Consider the following 21,731-nt stretch of genomic DNA (forward strand, 5'->3'; position numbering starts at 1 on the left):
TCTTTGCGTGACATGCCGCCCGGTCGGGGTGAGATGATGGCCACTCCACTCCGTCATGTCGCCACCGCGATCCGTAACTTACGGTTCCGTAGGTACGATGCGTGACATGACTGCGTTCGCCCCCGACGCCCCCGCGGATCCGCCGGCCGACGGCCACGGCCCGGTGGCGACCTCTCTGCCCCACCCCGTCAAACCCAAGCTGCGCGGCTGGCTTCACCTGGGCATGTTCCCCGCCGCCCTGGTGGCCGGGCTGGTGCTCACCGCCTTCGCCGACTCGCCCCGGGGCCGCCTCGCCTGCGGTGTCTACGCGCTGACGGCCTGCCTCCTGTTCGGCGTGAGCGCGCTGTACCACCGGGGCAACTGGAGCCCCCGCATGGACGGCGTGCTGCGCCGCCTGGACCACGCCAACATCTTCCTGATCATCGCGGGCACCTACACCCCGCTGACCATCCTGCTGCTGCCCGAGTCCAAGGGACGGTGGCTGCTCTGGGGGATCTGGGCGGCGGCCGTCGCCGGGATACTCTTCCGGGTCTTCTGGGTCGGCGCCCCCCGCTGGCTGTACACGCCCTGCTACATCGCGATGGGCTGGGCGGCCGTCTTCTTCCTCCCGGACTTCATGCGCGCCGGCGGTGTCGCCGTGCTCGTCCTGGTGATCGTGGGCGGCGTGCTCTACAGCGTCGGCGGGATCATCTACGGCCTGAAGCGGCCCAACCCGTCCCCTCGCTGGTTCGGCTTCCACGAGGTGTTCCACTCGTTCACCCTGGCCGCCTTCATCGCCCACTACGTGGGGATCTCCCTGGTGGCGTACTAGCACGCACGGGGGCCACCCGCACCCCGACGGGCCGCGGCATCGACGCCGCGGCCCTTTTTCACCGCCGCGGGCCGGGGCGGTCGCACAGGGACCACCACCGAGGCCGATGGCAAGGAGGACATCGTCCTCACGGACGAGTACGACCGGCTGCTGCGCGCGGAACTCACCGCCCGGCCCGCCGACGAGCCCTGGCCGGCCTCGCTCCGGTACGTGCTGCGCAGGGCCGTCGGTCTCGCGCTGGCCGAGCAGCCCGAGGTGACCCTGCTGCGGGCGCGCCTGCTGGCCGAGGTGCCCGCGGTGCGCTCCCGGATGCTGGAGAGCCTTTCGGCCACCGGCCGTCCGATCGCCGAGGCCGTCGCCGTACGGACCGGGCTCGACCCGGACGGGCTGGAGGTGCGGGTCTGCGCGATGTCCCTGGCCGGCGGCCTGCTGGAGGCCTCGCGGTACTGGGCCACGGCCGCGGCGACGACCTCGCCGACCTCGTCGACCGCGCCCTCGACGTGTTCGAGCACGGCCTGCCCACCGCGTAATCCTGAGGCGGCGGACCCCGGACATGACATCCTTGGCCGGGTGAACGGTCCCGAAATCCATGTCGAGTTCGCCCCAGGACTGCTGCTCTTCGTGCCCCGGGCACGGCCCACCGGTGCCCTGAAGGCCGCCACCGACGGCGTCTCCACCCTGGGCCACGTCGTCGAGTCCCTCGGCGTCCCCCTGACCGAGGTGGGCACGCTGCTCGTGGACGGCCGCGAGGTGCCGGCCGGACACGTCCCGGCCGCGGGCGAGTCGGTGACCGTGCGCCCGCACGCCCACCCCCAGCGGGTGCCCGGCGCTCCCCTGCGGTTCCTCCTCGACGTGCACCTGGGCACGCTCGCGCGCCGGCTGCGGCTGCTGGGCGTGGACACGGCGTACGAGTCGACGGACATCGGTGATCCGGCGCTCGCCGCACGGTCGGCGGCGGAGCGGCGGGTCATGCTCAGCCGCGACCGGGGGCTGCTGCGGCGCCGCGAACTGTGGGCGGGCGCGTTCGTCTACAGCACCCAGCCGGAGGAACAACTCCAGTACGTGCTCGACCGGTTCGATCCCGAACTGCGGCCGTGGACGCGGTGCACCGCCTGCAACGGGCTGCTGCGCGAGGCCGGCAAGGAGGAGGTCGCCGACCAGTTGCGGGGCGGCACCCACCGGAACTACGACGTGTTCGCGCAGTGCTCCGACTGCGGTCGCGCCTACTGGAAGGGCGCACACCACGAGCAGCTGGTCGCCATCGTGGAGCGAGCCGTCGCCTCGCGCCCCGAGCGGGACTGAAGCCGTTCGCTCCGCCGGTGCACGGCGCGCCGGGCGGGGACCGCGGGGTCCGTCGTGGCCGGCCCCGCGGTCCCCGCGCCCCGTCGGGGGCGCTCCTCAGCGCACCCTCAGATCCTTCGCGCCGCAGGCCGTGCCGTCACGGTTCCGGTCCAGGTGCAGCGGGTCGTCCCCGCCGTTGACCCGCAGCGGGCCGTAGTCGTGGTCCTTCAGCCACGTGCAGCGGGCGAGCGTCGTCGGCTTCACCTCCGCCGGGAAGGCGGTCGGCACGCAGACGTTGGCGGAACCGTAGTGGCGGTCGCAGCCGGAGACGGTCGGGGCGACCGGCTGTGCCGTGCGCTTCCTGCCGGGCCCCGTCACCTTCCCCGCCGGTGCCTCGGCGAAGCCGTGCACGTGGGCGGAGGCGTCCTTGGCGGTGAGGGCCCGCGGACCCTGGAGGTGCACCCACTTCGCCACCGAGGGAACCCCGTTGGCGTCGACCGCGAAGAGCATGTACCAGCCGGGCGGGGCCAGGTCGGGGTTGCTGGTGACGTTCAGGTCGACGGTGTTCCCGTCGACGGACAGCGGCAGGTCGACGAACCGCTGGTTGGGGTCGGAGGAGTGGGTGACGGCGGCCGGGCGGATCAACTCGGCCTTGGCGATGGGCCGGTCCACGGTGATCCGCTGGGTGTCGCCGTAGTTCCACTCGGTGTCGATCAGCGACGTGATCGTCGGACGCTCGCCCTTGAACAGGTAGGGCGGGCTGTAGACCGACACGTTGTGGTTCCAGGAGCCGTTGCCCGGGTTGTCGCCGGTCGTCATGACCCGGCCGTCGGGCAGCAGGAACGCCGAGGAGTGGTAGCCGCGGGCCTCCGGGTCGACGGCCACCGGGTCGAAGGTCTCGGTCGCCGGGTCGAACACCGACGTCTCGAACACCGGGTCCGCCCGGTTGTGCAGCGCGCCGCCGGTCTCCAGCACCGTGCCGTCGGGCAGCAGCACGGCGGAGACGTACATCTTGCCCTGGTCGCCGGTCTGCGGCACCGGCCCGTTGCCGTAGTCGACGGTGCCCTGCGGGAGGGGCGGGCCGGCGACGTAGGACGGGTCCGGCCGCTTGAGGTCGATGATGTCGGTGAGGCGGCCCGCGTCCGGGTTGGAGTCGATGTTGCCGCCGCCGAGGGTGAGCACCTTCTGGTCCTGCGCCGGGGGCAGCAGCACGCTCGCCGACTGGTCGCGCTCGTCCTTGTTCCGCAGGCCGGGCACCTGGGTGATGGTGTTGGCGTCGTAGTCGTAGATCGCGGAGCCGGTGCCGGGGATGTTGTCGCCGAAGACGTGGCTGCCCGAGTAGAAGAGGCGGCCGTCCTGCATCAGGATCATCGACGGGTACAGGCCCCAGTACGACCAGGTCTGGTTGACCCGCCACGTCGGCAGCCACCGCTGCTCGGCGTCCGACCACAGCTCTGCGGTGACCGAACCGGTGGAGTCCTCGCGCAGCCCGCCGAAGCTGATCACGTCACCGTTGCCGAGGATCGTCGCCGACGGGTACCAGTGCCCGTCGTTCATGTCGTTGGTCCTCGTGTACGTCTCGGTCTCCGGGTCGAAGACGTACGCGTCCTTGTACCCCTGGTAGCCGATGGTGCCGTCGTCGGACGGGTAGCCCTTGTTGCCGCTCATCACCAGCACCCGGCCGTCCTGGAGCTGGACGTGCCCGGCGCAGAACATGTCGTCCGGGGTGGGGATCACCTCATAGGTGCCGTCCTCGGGGTCGTAGACGGCGCTGGTGAAGGTGCCGGCCTCGAACAGCTCCGGGTCGTTGCCGGATCCGGCGATCAGCAGCACCTTGCCGTTGTGCAGGACCACGGAGTGCATGGAGCGGACCGGGTTCCGCGTGGCCAGGACCTCCCAGGCGCCGTCGGCGCACTCCTGCGCGGTGCCCGTGCAGCCGGGTTCCGGGACCGGCTCGGCGACCTGCTCCATCGTGTAGTCGTCGGTGGTGGCGGAGCCGGTGCCGTGGACGGAGACGCCCCAGGAGACGCGGTCGGTGCCGGCCGGGACCTCGGGAGTGCGGACGGTGGCCTCGGTCCACGCCGCCCGCATGTCGAGGGTCTTGAGGTCGGTCCAGTACTGCCAGCCGGCCGTGGTGTCGTGCCGGAACAGGGTGATGGACGCGTCGGGGGTGGTCGTCTTGTACCAGAGGCCCAGGTCGTACTGCCGGCCCGGCGTCACCACGGGAGCGCAGTCGGCGGACTCGGTGATCAGCGCCTTGCGGTCGCCGTCCACGCGGCGGGTCAGCTCCACCTTCATCGCCCTGGCACCGGTGTGCGCGTCGGCGGTGGTGGTGAAGGTGAAGTCGTTGTCGCCCCAGCCGGACTTCTCCCAGCAGTACGGCATGTCGCCGCCGCCCGCGGTCTCGAAGCCGGGGTTCTTGATCAGGCCGGCGGCGGAAGCCGGTCGCGGGGCGGTCAGGAGAAGGCCGGCGGTGAGGGCACCGACGGCCAGCAGGGCCGTGGTGCGTCTGGACGCCGTCGGGTTCCCGGGTGTTCTCATGCGGTGCTCCTTGCCTTGCGGCTCCGGCTCGGGAGGTACACCAGCGCTTCGGTCCCCACGAAGCGCAGGACGAAGGTGATCACGAGGGCCAGGGCGGTGGCGGGCAGGGCCGCCATGCCGAACCGGGCCACGAGCAGCGCGATCAGCGGCAGCCGCAGCACCAGGTCGGCGTTGGCGAGCAGCGTGAACCGCGCGGTGCGGTCGGCCCAGTGCCGGTGTCGCCGTCGCTCGCGGAACAGGAGTGTCTCGATCAGCAGGAAGTTCCAGGCCACACCGAACTGGTTGGCGACGATCTCGGCCGGCAGATAGTGCACGCCCGCCTCGGTCAGCGCCCACAGCGCGGCCAGGTTGGGCACGAAGCCGGTCAGCCCGATCAGTCCGAAGACGACCATGCGGGCGAGCGGGGACTCCGTGCGCAGCCCGGCCAGGTGCCGCAGGAACCGCATCCCCTCCCGCGCGGTCGGCTCGGACTCCCCGGCGAACCGGTCCCGGAGGACGAACGGCACCTCGGTGACCGTGCGGGGGCGGCCGCGGACGGCGAGTTCGAGGAGGATCTCGTGGCCGAGGGGCCTGAGGACGCCGGCGGTGACGGCGCCGCGCCGGACGGCGAAGAAGCCGCTCATCGGGTCGCTGATGCCGCGCAGCCGGCGCGGGAAGAGGGCCTTGGCCAGCCAGGTCGCCCCGCGCGAGACGGCCGTCCGGTGGCCGCCGACGAGCCCGGCCCCGCTGCCGCCCCCGATGTACCGGGAGGCGACCACCAGCCCGGCGTTCGCCCGCTCCCCCGCCGCCACCAACTCCGGCACCAGGGACGGTGGGTGCCGGCAGTCGCCGTCCATGACGACGACCCAGTCCGAGGAGGCGGCCCGGATGCCCTCGACGACCGCGCCGCCGAGCCCGCCGACCGCTTCCTCGCGGTGCAGCACGGTCACGGGGAAGGGGCAGTCCTCGGCCGCCTCCCGGATGACGTCGGGGGTGTCGTCGGTGGAGTCGTCGACGAAGACGACCTCACAGGGCAGCCGGGCGGGCACCGACTCGGTGATCCGGTGCAGCAACCGCCGTACGTTCGCCGACTCGTTGAAGGTGGGCACGACGAGCGTGACGGCGCCGGGCTCCGGCACCTCCACGGGGCCGAGTGCCCGGTCGCCGAGCTCGCCGGGGACCGTGGACTCCTGGCTCATCGGCTGCCTCCGGTGGTGTCGACCCGGCGGATCTCGATGCGGTCCTCCCCGGTGCCGAAGACGGCGACCGGCTGGGAGTGCGCGATCGCGCCGGCGACGTTGGGCAGGTCCTTCGCGTCGCGCCGTACGGTCGGCGAGGCGACCACGTAGTCGATGTCCCGCCAGCCGTTCGGCAGGGTGTCGGTCACCGCCGGATCGAGGTCGGCCTTGTAGAACCAGATGACGCCCGGCCCGGGCCGGTACCCGGCGTGCACCAGGTCCAGCCACATCGCGTCGTCGACCAGCACCCTGGTGTCCGCCGGGTCCGCCACCTCGGTGGCCATCCACGCCGAAGCCGCCCGGTAGGGGGCGTTCGCCTCGGTGGTGACGGCGGTGCGGGCGCCCTCGTACCAGCGGGGTACGACGTGGAGGCAGGCGGCGAGGGCGAGGGCACCGGCGAGCGCGTACCGGGACCAGGTCGGCGGCCGTCCCCCGGTCGCCTGGCGGCCGCGGCGCAGGACGGCGTGGGCGACGCCGGCGGTGCCGCCGGCGAGGACCAGGGCGAGGAAGGGCAGCGCCTGGATGATGTACATCGCGGGCAGGTAGCCGTCCGGGCGCAGCGCCAGCGCCGCCAGGATGGCGACGGTGAGGGCGGGGCCGGCCAGCGCCCGGGCGGTGACCGACCAGCGCCAGGTGGCGAGCAGCAGCAGGGCGCCCGCGAGGCCGCCGAGGGGCAGGACGCGGTCGTAGTACAGCCACGACTGGAGCACGCCCCAGGAGCCGGAACCCTCGTCGAGGACGAAGCCGGAGCCCGGCCGGGTCATCTGGTACACCACGCCGTCCCACAGGGAGACGTGCCCGCTGCCCGGGAACAGTTCGCCCTTCAGGAGGGCGAACAGCGGGTAGGAGAGGCCGATGAGCGCGCAGGCCGTGACGGCGCCGGTCAGCGCGAACTTGCGGGTGTCCCGGTGGCTGTGGCGCCAGGCGGTGACGAACAGGGCGGGCAGGACGACGAGCATCGTCTCCTTGGTGAGCACGCCGACGGCGGCGGCGACGCCCGCGCCGAAGTGGTGCCACAGGTGCCGGCTCGGGGAGGCGGCGAGGGTGAAGGCGAGCAGGGTCCACATCACGGCGAGGTTGTCGAGGAAGATCTCGCGCTGCAGGACGACGGACAGCGGGGAGAGCCCGAAGATCAGCATGCCGAGCCCGGCGGCCCAGCGGGGCAGGGCGAGGCGGCGGCCGAGGACGTGGACGAGGACCGCGCTGACGCCGCTGATCAGCAGCATCACGCCGCGCATGGTGCCGACGGTCATCGACTCGGGGCTGATCACCGCCGGTATCCAGGTCAGGACGGCGAGCTGGATCCAGCCCAGCGGCGGATGGTCGTACCAGTAGGTGTAGTGGGCGAGGCCCCGGCCCTCCTGGACGGCCCAGGCCTGGGCGAGATAGGTGCCCTCGTCGTCGCTGAGGGTCGGGTAGTCGCCGATGTTCCAGCCCTGGACGACGAGGATCACGACCAGGAGGACACCGCACAGGATCAGGTCGGAGCGGGAGGAGCGGAGCCGGCCCGGCGGCCGGGTGCGGCCGGCCGGGCCGCCGGCGGGCACGGGCCGGCGCCGCGCGGGGACCTTCGGGGCGGTCGCCGCGGGGAGGGTGGAGGTCACGCGGGAACGTCCTCTCGGGTCGCGGCGGAGGCGTCGCGGGACACGGTGGCGGCGTCGCGGGACACGGTGGCGGCGTCGTGGGCCGTCGTGGCCGTCGGGTCGAGGTGGGCGCCGACGTGGGTGGTCAGCTCCCAGTCGGTGCGTCCGCGCTGCTCGCGCCAGACGGCGCGGATCGCGGCACCGGCGAGGAGCACCTGGTAGAAGGGGCCGCCCACGACGAGCTTGAGGTAGTGCGCGAACCTCACGCGCAGTCCGTACTGCTTGCCGAAGTCGTGCAGCCCGACCACCTCGAAGACGAAGGTGACCAGGGCGGTGACGGCCGGCAGGAAGGTGATGAAGGCGACGCCGACGGGCACGTCGAGGAAGATCGCGATCGCCACGTTCAGCGGGATGATCAGGCCGGAGAACGCCTGGAGGAACGGCGTCATCAGCGTGTAGCGGGCCAGCATCCGCTGGCCGAACGTGGGCAGTCGCCTCCAGTCCTTCTTCCGGTGGACCTGCAGGAAACCCTGGTTCCAGCGGGTGCGCTGCCTGAGCAGCGACATCAGCGAGCCCGGCGTCTCCTCGCGGGTCACCATGTCGGAGTCGTAGGCGACGACGACCTTCCTGCCCGCGCTGGAGAGCCGCACGCCCAGGTCGCAGTCCTCGGCGAGGCAGTCGGGGTCCCAGCCGCGGGCCTCCCGCAGCACGCCGGTGCGGACGAACACCGTGTTGCCGCCGAGCGGGATGAACCCCTTCTGGGCGTGCAGGTGGAGCCGGGAGCGGAACCAGAAGAAGTACTCCAGGCAGTTGCGCAGGCTGTACCAGCTGGAGTGGAAGTTGATGAGCTGCACGCCGCCCTGGACCACGTCGGCGCCGGTGGAGCGGAAGGCGTGGTCGACGTGGGCAAGGAGCGAGGGGTGGACCTGGTCCTCGGCGTCGAAGACCCCGACGACGTCGCCGCGGCAGTGCGGCAGCGCCGTGTTCATGGCCCTGGGCTTGTTCTTCTTCTCGTGGGTGTCCACGACCACCCGGACCCGCGGGTCCCGGGCGGCGGCCGCCTCGGCGACCGCGGTGGTCTCCGGGTCGTCGTGGCCGACGATCACGATGATCTCGAAGTCGGTGTGACCGGACTCCAGCAGCCGCTGGACGGTGTGGTCCAGCACCGCCTGTTCGTGGCGCGCCGGGATCAGCAGCGAGAAGGACAGGTGCTCACCGCCGTCCGGGCTGCTGAAACGGGTGGAGGCCAGCACCTCCGGGGTGCGCCAGGCGTGCATCTGCCACCACAGGGTGAACGCGGCCATCCAGAACAGGGCCAGCGAGACGACGGCGATGAAGACGGACGTGAGCATCAGATCCCCCCAGATCCCGAACATCCCCCGTGACGTGACGGAGTGCCTTTCGACCGGGGCCTCGTCCGTCACGTCGACGTGTCGAGGTTAGGGGGAAGTTGTGAAACACGGGGGCACTTCCCATAAAGATCCTGTTGCGCAACCACCCTTTATTGCACGAAAGTTGACCGATACTGACTCACCGTTCGACCGGTTCTGGACGGGTCCGCGCCACCGGACGCCCGGCCGCGGCGCCCTTCTCAGCCACCCAGCGCGGTACGCAACCGGTCAGGATCGGTCGTCGGCGCGTCACAGGTGAAGTCGCGGCAGACATAGGCCGCCGGTTCACCGCCGACGAGGGGACGACCGGCGAGCAACGGGAACTCGTCACTCTCCGGAGTCCCGACGGCGACCACCGCACCGGGCGCCGCCCCCAGCAGCGCCGTGCGGTGCAGGACCGCCGTCGCCGGGTCGTCGAGCGCCGGACCGACCACCGCGATCTCCCGGGGACCGTCCAGCAGGGCCTCGGCGACCGCGAGACCCCACCCGATGAACCGCGGCACCCGCGGCCCGAGCGCCTTCACCACGCCCAACGCCCGCTCGGCGGCCACCCGGTGGGGCTCCGAGCCGGTGTGCGCGGCATAGCTCAGCAGCGCGCCCGCGGCGGCCGTCCAACCGGACGGGGCGGCGTTGTCGGTCGGATCCTGCGGACGCCGGATGAGCCGCTCGGCGTCCGACGCCGTGTCGTACAGCGCGCCCGACGCCTCGTCGGCGAAGCGGGACAGGATGTGGTCGACCAGCAGCCCGGAGAACTCCAGCCACACGCCCTCACCGGTCACCGCGGCGAGCGCCAGGAAGCCCTCGGCGACATCGGCGTAGTCCTCCAGCACCCCCGCGTTGGCGCCGACGTGCCCGTCCTTGCTGGTGCGGGCGACCCGGGCCTGCTCGTCGAGGTGCAGCCGCACCAGCAGGTCACCCGCGGCGACCGCGGCCTCCGTCAGGTCCGGCCGGTCGAAGTAGGCCCCGGTCTCGGCGAGGGCGGCGACCGCCAGCCCGTTCCACGCGGCGACCACCTTGTCGTCCCGGCCGGGGGCGGGACGCGAGGCGCGGGCCGCGAGCAGCCGCTCCCTGATGCCGTCGATCCGCCCGGCGTCGAACACCTCGTCCCGCTGCGGGAGTTGCAGCACCGAGGCGCCCTCCTCGAAGGTGCCCTCCTCGGTCACGCCGAAGTACCGGGCGGCGAGTTCGGCGTCCGCCTCCCCGAGCACCTCGCGCAGCTGCGCGGGCGTCCACACGTAGTAGGCGCCCTCGACGTGCCGCCCGCTGCCGTCGTCGCTGTCGGCGTCCAGCGCGGACGCGAACCCGCCCTCGGGCGTGCGCAGTTCGCGCACCATGAAGTCGGCCGTCTCCAGCGCCACCCGGCGCGCCAGTTCCGATCCGGTGGCCCGCCACAGGTGCGCGTACGCCCGGCACAGCAGCGCGTTGTCGTAGAGCATCTTCTCGAAGTGCGGCACCACCCAGTCCCGGTCCACGGAGTACCGTGCGAAACCGCCGCCGAGCTGGTCGTAGATCCCTCCGCGCGCCATCCGCTCACACGTGTCCGACGCCATCTGCAGCGCGCCCTCGGCGCCGGTGCGGGCGTGGTGCCGCAGCAGGAACTCGATCACCATGGACGGCGGGAACTTCGGCGCCCCGCCGAACCCGCCCCGCTGCGGGTCGTACTCCCGGGTCAGCCCGAGCAGCGCCTGCGCGAGCTCCTGCTCGCCGGGCACCCGGTCGTCGCCGTAGGAGATCACCCGCTCCGCCAGGTCCCGCGTGATCTTCCCGGCGACCTCGCCGACCTCGTCCCGCCGCTCGTCCCAGGCCTGGTGGACCCCCTGCAGCACCTGCCGGAACGACGGCATGCCGTGCCGGGGCGCGGGCGGGTAGTACGTGCCGAAGTAGAACGGCTCGGCGTCCGGCGTGAGGAACACCGTCATCGGCCAGCCCCCCTGCCCGGTCGCCGCCTGCACGGCCTCCATGTACACGGCGTCCACGTCCGGCCGCTCCTCGCGGTCCACCTTGACGCTGACGAAGTGCGCGTTCATGTCGTCGGCGGTGTCCTGGTCCTCGAAGGACTCGTGCGCCATGACGTGGCACCAGTGGCAGCTCGCATAGCCGACGCTCAGCAGCACCGGCACCTGACGCCGCCGCGCCTCCTCGAACGCCTCCGGGGACCAGGGCCACCAGTCGACCGGGTTGTCGGCGTGCTGCAGCAGGTAGGGGGACGTCTCATGGGCCAGTCGGTTCGGCATGGTGTCCATCCTGCCGCAGTACCCGCCCCCGGGCCCGGCAGCACACAGCCGGGAGATCCGGCCCTCTCCACACGGCGGCCCCCGCACGACACACTTGTGACCGGGGAACGCGGCCGGGACCGGCCGACGCCGCCGGAGGGGGACAGACATGCGGGACGGTCATCGGGCGGAAGCCGAAAGGCTGTTGGCGCGCGCCGTGGAGGAGGAGGTGCGCCGGTCGGGCGGGCGCACGGACGGGAAGGTGCTGCTGGCGCGGGCACGCGGGGCGCTGGACACGATGGCCCGGTCGGCGGCCGAGGAGTACGCGGCCTACACGCACGCCCTGGACGAGACGGAGGCCGGGCAGCTCACCTTCCGGCAGCGCTACGCCCGCGAGGGCGCCGGAACACCGCTGCTGGTGGCCGGTGTGGCGGGCGTCGCGGCCGTGGTCGCCGACATGGCACTCGGCACCGGCACCGGGACGGCGCTGGGCGCGGGGGTGGCCGTCGGGGTCGTCGGCGCGGCCGCGACCGTGGTGAAGGTGGCCGGCACCCATGTGCCCGCCGCCCACCACCGGGCCGGCGCGGCCGGCCAGCCGGGCGGTCCGGAGCAGCTGCGGCTGCAGTGGCTCACCGCGCTGGAGGTGCGCGGCATCCGGCCGTTCCTCGACCAGCAGCGGGTGCTGGCCGCCTCCGCGGGCCCCGGGAAGGCGGGCCCGCGGCTGCGCGGCGCGGACAAGAGCGCGGCCAACCGCGGACGCAGCGTGCTGGGGCAGTCGTTCGGGCAACTCCCGGAACCGGTCGGCCCGTTCGCGGGGCGGCGGCAGGAGATGGCGAGGATCCGGCAGTGGGTGCAGGCGGCCCGCGCGAGCACCGAGACCCGGCCGACGGTGGTGGTGCTGCACGGGCCGTCCGGCAGCGGCCGTACGACGCTGGCCGTGCGCGCCGCCCACGAGCTGAAGGACCACTTCCGCGGGGCGTGCGTCGTCGACCTGCGCGGCGACAGCCCCGGTGAGCCCCCGCTGTCCACGCGGGACGCGCTGCTGCACCTGCTGAACCGGCTGGGGGCGCCGCGCGAGCAGTTGCTGTTCCGTGAGCGGTCCTCCCCGGACCAGCAGGTCAGGCGGCTGAGCGAGCTGTACCACCAGCACCTGACCGGGATGCCGGTCACCGTCGTGCTGGACGACGTCTCCGATCCGCAGCAGGTGCGCACCCTGATCCCGGAACGCTCCGACAGCCTGGTCCTGGTCACCGCGCGTGCGCCCCTCGGCCTGCCGGACGACCTGCCCGCCCGGGTGCACCAGCTGCCGGTGGAGCCGCTGGACGCGGCCGGCGCGGAGGAACTCCTGTCCGCCGCCGCGCAGGACCCCTCGGGCCCCTACGACGCCGAGTCCACCGAGCGGGTGCGGGAGCTGTGCGGGGGTCTGCCGCTGGCCCTGCGCGCCGCCGGCGCCGCCCTCGGCCCGCGTTCCCCGCTCGCCCTCGCCACCGACCTGGGCGCGTACGGACCCGTCGATCCGGTCGAGCGGACACTGTGGCTGCGCTACACCGACCAGCCGGAGACCTTACGGCGGCTGCTGCGGCGCCTCGCGCTGGCCGGACGGGCCTCGCTGGGCGCGGCGGCCGCGGCGGCGCTCCTCGCCACCGACGAGGCCGAGGCGACCCGGCACCTGACCGCGCTGCACCGCGCCGGGCTGATCGACCGCGTACGGCACAGCCGCTACCGGCTGCACGACCTCGTCCGCGCCTTCGCGCTGGCCCGGCTCCACGACGAGGAGGACCCGGACGAGCGCACCGCGGCGCAGGAGCGGCTGATCGTCAACTACGCCGAGCTGGCCGACTCGGTGCTGCGGCTCGTCGACGGCAACATGTCGACCCGCTCGGACCGCTTCAGCCCGTACGGCTTCACCTCGCTGGACGAGGCGCTGCGCTGGCTGGACGACGAGTCGAGCTTCATCACGGCGGCGCTGCGGCACGCGGAGGGCGTGGACCGGCGCGCGGTGCTGAACCTGCTGGGCGCGCTGTGCGACTACTGCCTGCTGCGCGGCGACCTCTACCGGCTCGGGGAGATCAACGAGCTGGCGCAGACCGTGGACGAAGGGCTGCTGGTGCGCTCGGTGCAGTGGCGCACGGGCATCGCGGCACGCCAGCTCGGCGAACTGGACAAGGCGCGCACGACGCTGACGTCGGTGGTGGACCTGTACCGCGAGGCGCGGCACAGCGCGGGCGCGGCACGGGCACTGACCTCGCTCGGCATCACGCTGCACCACCAGGGCAACCTGAGTGAGGCGTCGGCACGGCTGCGGGAGGCGATGGACCTCCAGGCCGCACCCGAGCTGGCCACGGACCGCGCCTGGACGATGCACGCCCTCGCGGCGGTGGAACGGGACCGGGCCCGGCTGTCCGAGGCCCTGGACCTGCTCATCGAGTCGCTCGTGCTGCACCGCGCGGGCGAGTCCGTGCACGGCCAGGCGTGGGCGCACTTCCAGCTGGGGCAGCTGAACCTGCGGATGGGCGACGTGCCGCGCGCCGAGAACGAGCTGCGTACGGCCCTGGAGCTGTACGGCCGTACCCGCGACGCGCGGGGGGAGGCGTGGGCGCTGACCGAGCTGGCGCGGGCCCGGCTGGTCGACGGCGACGCCTCACCGGCGGTGGAGGACCTGCGGCGGGCCGCCGACCGGCACCGCGACAACGAGGACGCGCGGGGCGAGGCGTGGACGCTCTACTACCTGGGCCAGGCGCTGGAGGAGACCGGCGACCTGGACCGCGCGGTGCGTGAGCTGGAACGGGCCCGCACGATGTTCTCCCGCATGCGGGACGTCTACGGACTGGCCTGCGCCCGGCACCACTCGGCGCGGGTGACCCGGGACCAGCGGGCGGCCCGGACCGGGTCGCTGCGCAACTCCGGTTTCGCCCGGCAGCTGCTGGTGGACGCGCGCGCCGACTTCCAGCGCATCGGGGTGGCGCACGGCGAGGCGTGGACCTGCCTCGAGCTGGCCGTCGTCGACGCGGGCAACGCGCGCACCCAGCAGGCGCTGGCCCTGTGCGACGAGGCGGTGACGCTGTTCGCGTCCTACGGCGACCGGCGCGGCGAGGACTGGGCCCGCTTCCTGCGCTGCACGCTGCTGCCGTACGCGGCACCGGGCGGCACGGAGGTCGGTACGGCGGTGGCCCAGGAGGAGCTCTCCCAGCTGGCCCGCGCCACCCACGCCACCCGCGACCCGAAACTGACCGACTGCGCGGAGGCCTACCTGCTCCTCCTGGAACGGGGAGTCACCCTGGAATCGGGCTGGCAGGCCTGGCACCTCGGCCTCGTCCCCAGCCGCAACGCCCGGGAGGTGATGGGAGTACCGGTCAGCGAGAAGGCGTGAGACCCGGGTGCCGGCTGAAACCGGCGCCCGGGTGCCTCACCTCACACCGCCCGGCGGTCGGGGGTCTGCGGTCAGGCCCGCTTCGCCGCTCCCTTGTCCGCGGCGGAGCCCTCCGCCTCGTCGGACTCCGCGAAGTTCACCCGCCCCATGTGCCGGGTCATGGACTTCATCAGGACCCACACCGCGAGAGCCATCACCGCGAACACGATGAACCCCAGAACACCGGGGGTCACCTTGTCCTCGTCGAGCTCCTTGGCGAGGGGCACGAGGTGGGTCATTGCCAGGCTTGCGCTTGCGCTCATGTCAGACATTGTCCCGGATGCCCGCGAAGAGGTCGTCCTCGGGGAGGGATGTATCGACGAGCGACTTCGCCAGCTCGTACTCCTCCGTCGGCCAGACCTCCCTCTGGAGCTCCAGCGGCACCCGGAACCATCCCCCGTCGGGATCGATCTGCGTGGCGTGCGCGATCAGCGCCTTGTCGCGGATCTCGAAGAAGTCGCCGCACGGCACGTGCGTGGTCAGCGTGCGCTCCTTGCGCTCGAACTCGCTCCAGCGCTTGAGCCAGTCCCCGTACGGCGACTCCAGGCCCCGGTCCAGCATCGCCTGGTGCAGCGCCTCGGTGCGGGGACGGTTGAAGCCCTGGTTGTAGTACACCTTGACCGGCTGGTACGCCGGGCCGAACTCGTCCTCCGGGTACTTCGCGGTGTCCGCCGCGCCCTCGAAGGCCACCATCGTGATCTTGTGGGTCATGATGTGGTCGGGGTGCGGATAGCCGCCGTTCTCGTCGTAGGTGGTGATCACCTGGGGACGGAAGGAACGGATCCGGCGCACCAGCTCGCCGGCCGCCTTGTCGACGTCCTCCAGGGCGAAGCAGCCCTCCGGCAGCGGCGGCAGCGGGTCGCCCTCGGGCAGCCCGGAGTCGACGAAGCCGAGCCACTCCTGCTTCACGCCGAGGATCTCGCGGGCCTCGTCCATCTCCTTCCGGCGCACCTCGTGGATGTTCTCCTCGATGTACGCGTCCCCCTGCAGTTTCGGGTTGAGGATGGAGCCGCGCTCCCCGCCCGTGCAGGTCACGACCAGCACGTCCACCCCCTCGGACACGTACTTCGCCATGGTGGCCGCGCCCTTGCTCGACTCGTCGTCGGGGTGGGCGTGCACGGCCATCAGTCGCAGCTGGTCAGTCAAGACTCAATCCTCAAGTCGTTGGGCGCCCTGTGTGCGGCGGCGCAGTCGCAGGCTTCTATAGTGACCGAATCGGGGGACGAATAATTCCGGGGTTCCGCTCCGGGACCCGCCACGGGGACACCGGCCCCATCCTGCCGAGGAGACGATCATGAGTACGTCGAGTACGCGGCTGCCCGAGGGCCGCTACGGCCGCTCCTCGGACGAGCGTGCCGACCGCACCCTCAAGGTCGTCGGCGCCGTGCTGGGGGCGCTGCTGCTCGCGCTGATCGGCTGGTTCGGCTACCACTACGTGGCCAAGAACGAGATCAGCGGCAACCTGATCGGCTTCGAGATCTCCGACGAGTCGGTCCAGGTGCACCTGGAGGTGCACAAGGACGCGGGGGTGGCGGGCTACTGCACGGTGCGCTCCCAGGCGGAGGACGGCGCCGAGGTGGGCCGCGCCGACTTCCGGTTCGCCGAGGACGCCACGCGCCTCGACGAGGTCGTCACGCTGCGCACGACCTCCAGGGCCACCAGTGCCGAGCTGGTCGGGTGCCACGCGGAGTGATGGGGCGGGGAATACCTGGCCGCTGACCTGCGCTGTCATGAGTCCGGCGGCTTATGTCCTCCCCCTTCGGGCCGTGAATTGTTAGGCTCGTGGTTTCGCCCATCCCTGGAGGACCATCCTTCTGGATAGGGCGTTGCTTTGTATTTCCCAGTCCTACGAGGAGCACCTGTGACCCAGACCAGCGAGAACGTCACCTGGCTGACCCAGGAGGCGTACAACAAGCTCAAGGAAGAGCTTGCATACCTTACTGGTCCCGCGCGCACGGAGATCGCCGCCAAGATCGCCGCCGCGCGCGAGGAGGGCGACCTGCGGGAGAACGGCGGGTACCACGCGGCCAAGGAGGAGCAGGGCAAGCAGGAGCTCCGCGTGCGCCAGCTGACCCAGCTCCTCGAGAACGCCAAGGTCGGCGAGGCCCCGGCGGCCGACGGCGCCGTGGCCCCCGGCATGGTCGTGACGATCGCCTTCGACGGCGACGAGGACGACACGCTGACGTTCCTGCTCGCCTCCCGCGAGTACGCGAGCTCCGACATCGAGACGTACTCCCCGCAGTCCCCGCTCGGCTCCGGCGTGATGGGACACAAGGTCGGTGAGGACGCCGAGTACGAGCTGCCGAACGGCAAGACGGCCTCGGTGAAGATCCTCAAGGCCGAGCCGTACAACGGCTGACCGGTCCCCGACGGGCCCCCGGCACCCCTGAGGGTGCCGGGGGCTTCGTCATGCGGCGGCCGAGCGGTACTTGCGCACGGCCAGGGTGCGGAACACCACGATGATCAGGACCGAGTAGAGCAGTGAGGCCCACACCGGGTGCTGCATGGGCCAGGCGTCCGACGTGGAGACCCCCGGGTTGCCGAAGAGCTCGCGGCATGCCTGGACGGTCGCGCTGAACGGGTTCCAGTCGGCGATGTGGCGCAGCCAGGGGGTCATGTTGCTGGAGTCCACGAACGCGTTCGACACGAAGGTGACCGGGAAGAGCCAGACCAGTCCGCCGGAGGTCGCCGCCTCCGGCGTGCGCACGGACAGGCCGATGACCGCGCCGATCCAGGTGAACGCGTACCCGGTCAGGAGCAGCAGCCCGAACGCGCCGATCACCTCGCCGGCGCTGGTGTGGGTGCGCCAGCCGACCAGGAGGGCGACCACGGCGAGCACGAGCAGGGTGAGCGCCGTCTGCACCAGGTCGGCGAGGGTGCGGCCGGTGAGCACCGCGCCGCGTGCCATGGGCAGCGAGCGGAAGCGGTCGACGAGGCCCTTGTGCATGTCCTCGGCGATGCCCGCCCCGGCTCCGGCGGTGGCGAAGGTGACGGTCTGGGCGAAGATGCCGGCCATCAGGAACTCGCGGTAGACCTGAGGGCTGGTGCTGCCGCCGATGTCCATGGAGCCGCCGAACACGTACGAGAACAGCACCACGAACATGATCGGCTGGATCAGTCCGAAGATGACCACTTCGGGGATCCGGACCATGCGGATCAGATTGCGCTTGGCGACGACCAGGGAGTCCCGGATCGACCGGCCGATGCGGTTGCCGGCCGGCGTGCGCCGCACGGCGTCGGTGACGGCACTCATTTCACGGCCTCCTTGCCGGGGCGCCGGCCCCTGTCCTGTCCCTCGGCGGTCCGCTTGCCGTCGTCGCCCTCGTCGCCGGCGTCCTCGCGCCCTGCTTCGGCGACATGTCCGGTGAGGGAGAGGAAGACGTCGTCGAGGGTGGGGCGGCGCAGGCCGATGTCGTCGATCTCGATGCCGTCGGCGTCGAGCTCGCGGATGATCTCGGCGAGAAGCTTCGCCCCGCCGGAGACCGGTGTGGTGATCTTGCGCATGTGGTCCTCGACGGCGGTGTCGCCCTTGCCGGGTCCGCGCAGGCTGAACTTGTCGAGGAGGGCGGAGGCGGCCGCGATGTGCTCGCGGTCGTGCACCACGACCTCGACGCGCTCGCCGCCGGTGCGGGCCTTGAGCTGGTCGGAGGTGCCCTGGGCGATGACCCGGCCCTGGTCGACGACCGCGATGTCGTGCGCGAGGTGGTCGGCCTCCTCCAGGTACTGGGTGGTGAGCAGCAGCGTCGTGCCACCGGAGACGAGCTGTTTGATCACCTCCCACAACTGCTGGCGGTTGCGCGGGTCGAGGCCGGTGGTCGGCTCGTCCATGAACATCACCGGCGGTGACACGACCAGGGCCGCCGCGAGGTCGAGCCGGCGGCGCATGCCACCGGAGTACGTCTTGGCGATGCGGTCGGCGGCGTCGGCGAGGTGGAACTGCTCCAGCAGCTCGTCCGCGCGGACCTTCGCCGCCTTCGCCCTCATCTGGTAGAGCTGTCCGACCATCTGCAGGTTCTCGCGGCCGGTCAGATACTCGTCGACGGCGGCGAACTGGCCGGACAGGCCGATGGAGCGGCGCACCGCGTCGGGCTGCTTGAGCACGTCGAGGCCGGCGACGACGGCCTTGCCCCTGTCGGGCCGCAGCAGGGTGGTGAGACAGCGGACGGTGGTGGTCTTGCCCGCGCCGTTGGGCCCGAGCAGGCCGAGGACGGTTCCCTCGGGGACCTCGAGGTCGACGCCGTCCAGTGCCTTGACCTTCCCGAAGGACTTCACCAGTCCCTCGGCGTAGATGGCGCCTGGCATATGAGTCTCCACGTCGTCGTGATTCTTCGGAAAGCCTGGGTTCGCGCGCTGTGGTGTGCAGTCGGTTCACCGCCCGGCACGGCGGCGGGACACGAAGGTCCGTGCAGTGGCGTGGGACACACCATAACGCGATGTATCGTGTCTTTCCATGGGCTTACCCGAACGAGTGACACCGCCGCCGGTGTCAGTCCATGACGGTGTAGCCCGCCTCGCGCAGCGCGTGTTCGACCTCGGCGCAGTGCGCGGGGCCCTTGGTCTCCAGATGCAGCTCGACCTCCGCCTCCGTGAGCCCGAGCCGCGGATCGGTCCGTACGTGACTCACATCGAGAACATTGGCATCCACCACTGACAACGCCCCGAGCAGCGAGGCCAGGGCGCCCGGCCGGTCCGTCAGGCGCAGCCGGACGGCCAGGTAGCGGCCCTGCGCCGCCATGCCGTGCCGCAGCACCCGCTCCATCAGCACCGGGTCCACGTTCCCCCCGGACAGCACCGCGACGACCGGCCCCTCGAAGGCACCGGGACGGCTCATCAGCGCGGCGACCGGGCTCGCCCCCGCCGGTTCGACCACCAGCTTGGCGCGCTCCAGGCAGAGCAGCAGCGCGGCCGACAGCTCGTCCTCGGTGACCGTGCACACCTCGTCGAGCAGCTCGCCGACGATCCCGAACGGCACGTCACCGGGCCGCCCCACCTTGATGCCGTCGGCCATCGTCGCCGGGTCGCGCACCGACACCGGACGCCCGGCGGCGAGCGAGGGCGGGTACGCCGCGGCGCCCGCCGCCTGCACACCGACGATCCGCACGTCGGGCCGCAGCGCCTTCACCGCGACCGCGATCCCGGCGGCCAGCCCGCCCCCGCCGACGCCCACGACGACGGTGCGCACCTCCGGGCACTGCTCCAGGATCTCCAGGCCCACCGTGCCCTGGCCCGCGATGACGTCCGGGTGGTCGAAGGGGTGGATGAACACCGCCCCCGTCTCCCGCGCGTACCGCGTCGCGGCGGCCAGCGACTCGTCCACCACCTGCCCGTGCAGCCGCACCTCGGCGCCGTACTCGCGGGTCGCGCTGATCTTCGGCAGCGGTGCCCCCTTCGGCATGAACACCGTGGAACGCACCCCGAGCAGCGACGACGCCAGCGCGACCCCCTGCGCGTGGTTGCCGGCGCTCGCCGCGACCACCCCCGCGGCCCGCTCCTCCGGCAGCAGCCCGGCGATCCGGACGTACGCGCCGCGCAGTTTGAAGGAGCCCGTGCGCTGGAGGTTCTCGCACTTCAGGTGCACCGGTGCGCCCACCTGCCGGGACAGGTGCCTGCTGCTCTCCATCGCGGTGGTCCGTGCCACGCCCGCGAGCATCTTCCGGGCGCCGCGCACGTCGTCGAGGGTGACGGTCCGCAGGGAGGGGGCCGTGCTGTGACTCATGACTCCAGCATCGCAGTCCCCGCACGGTCGCGACCGGTGTGACCGATCCGTGGACCGCCGCATTGCTCAGCTCCGGTACGGCCCGCCGCCCGGCCGCGTACCCTGTCCCCCAATTAGCAGCCCTTCACGAAGTGAGCTCCGGCCATGCCCACAACACCTGAAATGTCGATGGACATGACGACGGACCCGACGACCGTCGGCGACACCGGTCTTCTCGACACGCTGCAGCACGAGGTGGCCCTGTTCGCCCGCCGCGCCGAACAGACGCGCCTCGGCGGGGTCGGCCAGGTGCGCAACACGATGGACCGCGCCGCGTACCTGCTGCTCAACCGCCTCGACAAGGAAGGCCCGATGGGCGTCAAGGCGCTCGCCGCGAGCATGGGCATCGACTCCTCGACGGTGACCCGTCAGGTGGCCCCGCTCGTCGACACCGGCCTGGTCAAGCGGACCTCCCACCCCGAGGACGGGCGCGCGGTCGTGCTGCAGCTGTCCCCGCGCGGGCAGACCCGTCTGGAGGAAGTGCGCTCCTCGCGGCGCCAGTTGATGGCCGAGCTGACCGACGACTGGGCGCCGGAGGAACGCGAGGCCTTCTGCCGGCTCCTCACCCGCTTCAACGGCGCCCTGTCCTCGCGGATGTCCGCACCGGAGCGGACGGACGCCTGACCCCCGCGGCGGGGCGGACGGAATCCGTGAGCGTCCCGCGTGCGCGCCCCTTGACCGCGGGGCACACCCTGTCCTGATATGAGACAGGGGCCCGTTCCCCCCAGGGCGACGGGAGGCGCGGTTGCGACCACGGCACACGTTGGACGACGCCCGCCGCGCCCGCGAGTTCGAGGCCTACGTCGCGGGCGCCGGCGGCCGCCTCCTGCACACCGCCACCCTGCTCACCGCGGAGCCGCGCGGCGACAACCCCCGCGCCCGCCGCCTGCTCACCCTGGCCCTGGCCCGGACGTACGCCTCCTGGGACCGCCTGCACGGCGAGGACCCCTACGACCACACCCGCCAGTACCTGGCGACCCGGTTCGCGCGCGGCGCATGGCACCAGAACGGCGGACTGCTCCGCTCCCGCTCCCGCCCCGCCGGCCCCCTCGCCGGTCTCACCCCCCAGGAACGCCTGGTCCTGGTGATACGCCTGTACGAGGGCGTCGACGGGGAGCAGACGGCGGCACTGCTCGGGCTGCCCGTGGAGCGCGTACGGACGGTCTTCAACCGCGCGATGGCGAACGTGCTGCGCCCGGCCCCGCGCCCGGCCCCGCCCGTGGGCGGCGTCGAGGCGGTGCCGTCATGACACCGCCCCCGGGACGGAAGGGCGGACGGCATGAGCCGGATCAGCCGTGAGGCGACCGTGCGGCGGATGCTGGAGCAGTCACCCCCGTCCGTGCCGCCCGACCTGCACGCGGAGGCCGTCCGGCGCGGGTCCCGGATACTGCGGCGCAGGACGCTCGCCCGCCGCGCGATGTGGCTGCTGTCGCTGGCGATGACGGTGGCGTTCGTGGTGTGGGCGGTCACGGCACGCCCCTGGGTGGAGCCGCCGTCGGAGACGACCCCACCCCTGACGGGCTGGTGAAC

Annotated in this window: 18 protein-coding genes and 1 pseudogene; 9 read left to right on the forward strand and 10 right to left on the reverse strand. The window is 72.3% G+C overall.

The genetic code is table 11. From position 1 onward, the window contains the following. Window positions 1-106: 106 nt before the first annotated feature. The 3 genes and pseudogenes from trhA (at window position 107) to IE172_RS12810 (ending at window position 2,113) form a co-directional block, all read left to right on the forward strand. Complete coding sequence (trhA, locus tag IE172_RS12805; protein WP_190097299.1) at window positions 107-811, forward strand: PAQR family membrane homeostasis protein TrhA; 705 nt, start codon at window positions 107-109, stop codon at window positions 809-811. 210 nt (window positions 812-1,021) lie between these two features. Beyond that, a pseudogene (locus IE172_RS35115) lies at window positions 1,022-1,261 on the forward strand (acyl-CoA-like ligand-binding transcription factor); the annotation flags it as partial. 120 nt (window positions 1,262-1,381) lie between these two features. Continuing rightward, window positions 1,382-2,113, forward strand: a complete 732-nt coding sequence (locus tag IE172_RS12810; RefSeq protein ID WP_229885987.1) for a Mut7-C RNAse domain-containing protein — start codon at window positions 1,382-1,384, stop codon at window positions 2,111-2,113. A 96-nt stretch (window positions 2,114-2,209) separates the two neighbouring features. Here the strand turns inward: IE172_RS12810 and IE172_RS12815 are convergent, their stop codons facing one another. From IE172_RS12815 to IE172_RS12835, 5 genes are all read right to left on the reverse strand, one after another. Beyond that, entirely contained in the window at window positions 2,210-4,633 is a 2,424-nt protein-coding gene (locus IE172_RS12815; RefSeq protein WP_190097301.1) for a galactose oxidase-like domain-containing protein, read from the reverse strand. Then, window positions 4,630-5,811, reverse strand: a complete 1,182-nt coding sequence (locus IE172_RS12820) for a glycosyltransferase (RefSeq protein ID WP_190097302.1) — start codon at window positions 5,809-5,811, stop codon at window positions 4,630-4,632. The genes IE172_RS12815 and IE172_RS12820 overlap by 4 nt, the downstream gene beginning before the upstream one ends. Continuing rightward, on the reverse strand, window positions 5,808-7,454 hold the full coding sequence (locus IE172_RS12825) for an ArnT family glycosyltransferase (protein WP_190097303.1): 1,647 nt from the start codon (window positions 7,452-7,454) through the stop codon (window positions 5,808-5,810). Before IE172_RS12825 ends, IE172_RS12820 begins: the two co-directional genes overlap by 4 nt. Further along, the gene (locus IE172_RS12830) at window positions 7,451-8,785 is read right to left on the reverse strand and encodes a glycosyltransferase (RefSeq protein WP_190097304.1); all 1,335 of its coding nucleotides are present in this window, start codon (window positions 8,783-8,785) and stop codon (window positions 7,451-7,453) included. The genes IE172_RS12825 and IE172_RS12830 overlap by 4 nt, the downstream gene beginning before the upstream one ends. A gap of 239 nt (window positions 8,786-9,024) precedes the next feature. After that, window positions 9,025-11,058, reverse strand: a complete 2,034-nt coding sequence (locus tag IE172_RS12835) for a thioredoxin domain-containing protein (RefSeq protein ID WP_190097305.1) — start codon at window positions 11,056-11,058, stop codon at window positions 9,025-9,027. Window positions 11,059-11,206: 148 nt separating this feature from the next. Here IE172_RS12835 and IE172_RS12840 point away from each other — a divergent pair, with 148 nt between their 5' ends. Then, on the forward strand, window positions 11,207-14,407 hold the full coding sequence (locus IE172_RS12840; RefSeq protein ID WP_190097306.1) for a tetratricopeptide repeat protein: 3,201 nt from the start codon (window positions 11,207-11,209) through the stop codon (window positions 14,405-14,407). A 71-nt stretch (window positions 14,408-14,478) separates the two neighbouring features. Here IE172_RS12840 and IE172_RS12845 read toward each other — a convergent pair whose 3' ends face one another. Both IE172_RS12845 and mca read right to left on the reverse strand, forming a co-directional pair. Continuing rightward, on the reverse strand, window positions 14,479-14,718 hold the full coding sequence (locus IE172_RS12845) for a hypothetical protein (protein WP_190097307.1): 240 nt from the start codon (window positions 14,716-14,718) through the stop codon (window positions 14,479-14,481). Beyond that, window positions 14,711-15,592 carry a mycothiol conjugate amidase Mca gene (mca, locus tag IE172_RS12850; protein ID WP_190097308.1) on the reverse strand — a complete coding sequence of 294 codons (882 nt, stop codon included), beginning with the start codon at window positions 15,590-15,592 and terminating at the stop codon, window positions 14,711-14,713. The genes IE172_RS12845 and mca overlap by 8 nt, the downstream gene beginning before the upstream one ends. Window positions 15,593-15,740: 148 nt before the next feature. Here mca and IE172_RS12855 point away from each other — a divergent pair, with 148 nt between their 5' ends. Both IE172_RS12855 and greA read left to right on the forward strand, forming a co-directional pair. Next, a complete protein-coding gene (locus IE172_RS12855) occupies window positions 15,741-16,139 on the forward strand; it encodes a DUF4307 domain-containing protein (RefSeq protein WP_190097309.1) in 399 nt (132 codons plus the stop codon). A 168-nt stretch (window positions 16,140-16,307) separates the two neighbouring features. After that, window positions 16,308-16,805, forward strand: coding sequence for a transcription elongation factor GreA (greA, locus tag IE172_RS12860; protein ID WP_190097310.1), 498 nt, complete (start codon window positions 16,308-16,310; stop codon window positions 16,803-16,805). Between the two features lie 48 nt (window positions 16,806-16,853). Here the strand turns inward: greA and IE172_RS12865 are convergent, their stop codons facing one another. From IE172_RS12865 to ilvA, 3 genes are all read right to left on the reverse strand, one after another. After that, window positions 16,854-17,699, reverse strand: a complete 846-nt coding sequence (locus tag IE172_RS12865; protein WP_190097311.1) for an ABC transporter permease — start codon at window positions 17,697-17,699, stop codon at window positions 16,854-16,856. Continuing rightward, window positions 17,696-18,748 carry an ATP-binding cassette domain-containing protein gene (locus IE172_RS12870; RefSeq protein ID WP_190097312.1) on the reverse strand — a complete coding sequence of 351 codons (1,053 nt, stop codon included), beginning with the start codon at window positions 18,746-18,748 and terminating at the stop codon, window positions 17,696-17,698. Before IE172_RS12870 ends, IE172_RS12865 begins: the two co-directional genes overlap by 4 nt. A gap of 184 nt (window positions 18,749-18,932) precedes the next feature. Continuing rightward, window positions 18,933-20,162: a threonine ammonia-lyase gene (gene ilvA, locus IE172_RS12875; protein WP_190097313.1), complete on the reverse strand. Its 1,230-nt coding sequence runs from the start codon at window positions 20,160-20,162 to the stop codon at window positions 18,933-18,935. 174 nt (window positions 20,163-20,336) lie between these two features. Here ilvA and IE172_RS12880 point away from each other — a divergent pair, with 174 nt between their 5' ends. The 3 genes from IE172_RS12880 (at window position 20,337) to IE172_RS12890 (ending at window position 21,729) form a co-directional block, all read left to right on the forward strand. Then, on the forward strand, window positions 20,337-20,825 hold the full coding sequence (locus IE172_RS12880) for a MarR family winged helix-turn-helix transcriptional regulator (protein WP_438817012.1): 489 nt from the start codon (window positions 20,337-20,339) through the stop codon (window positions 20,823-20,825). 121 nt (window positions 20,826-20,946) lie between these two features. After that, window positions 20,947-21,450, forward strand: coding sequence for a sigma factor-like helix-turn-helix DNA-binding protein (locus tag IE172_RS12885; RefSeq protein ID WP_190097315.1), 504 nt, complete (start codon window positions 20,947-20,949; stop codon window positions 21,448-21,450). Between the two features lie 30 nt (window positions 21,451-21,480). Beyond that, window positions 21,481-21,729, forward strand: a complete 249-nt coding sequence (locus IE172_RS12890) for a hypothetical protein (RefSeq protein ID WP_190097316.1) — start codon at window positions 21,481-21,483, stop codon at window positions 21,727-21,729. Window positions 21,730-21,731 lie beyond the last annotated feature (2 nt).

It is taken from the genome of Streptomyces griseoflavus (assembly GCF_014649995.1).
GTDB lineage: Bacteria > Actinomycetota > Actinomycetes > Streptomycetales > Streptomycetaceae > Streptomyces > Streptomyces griseoflavus.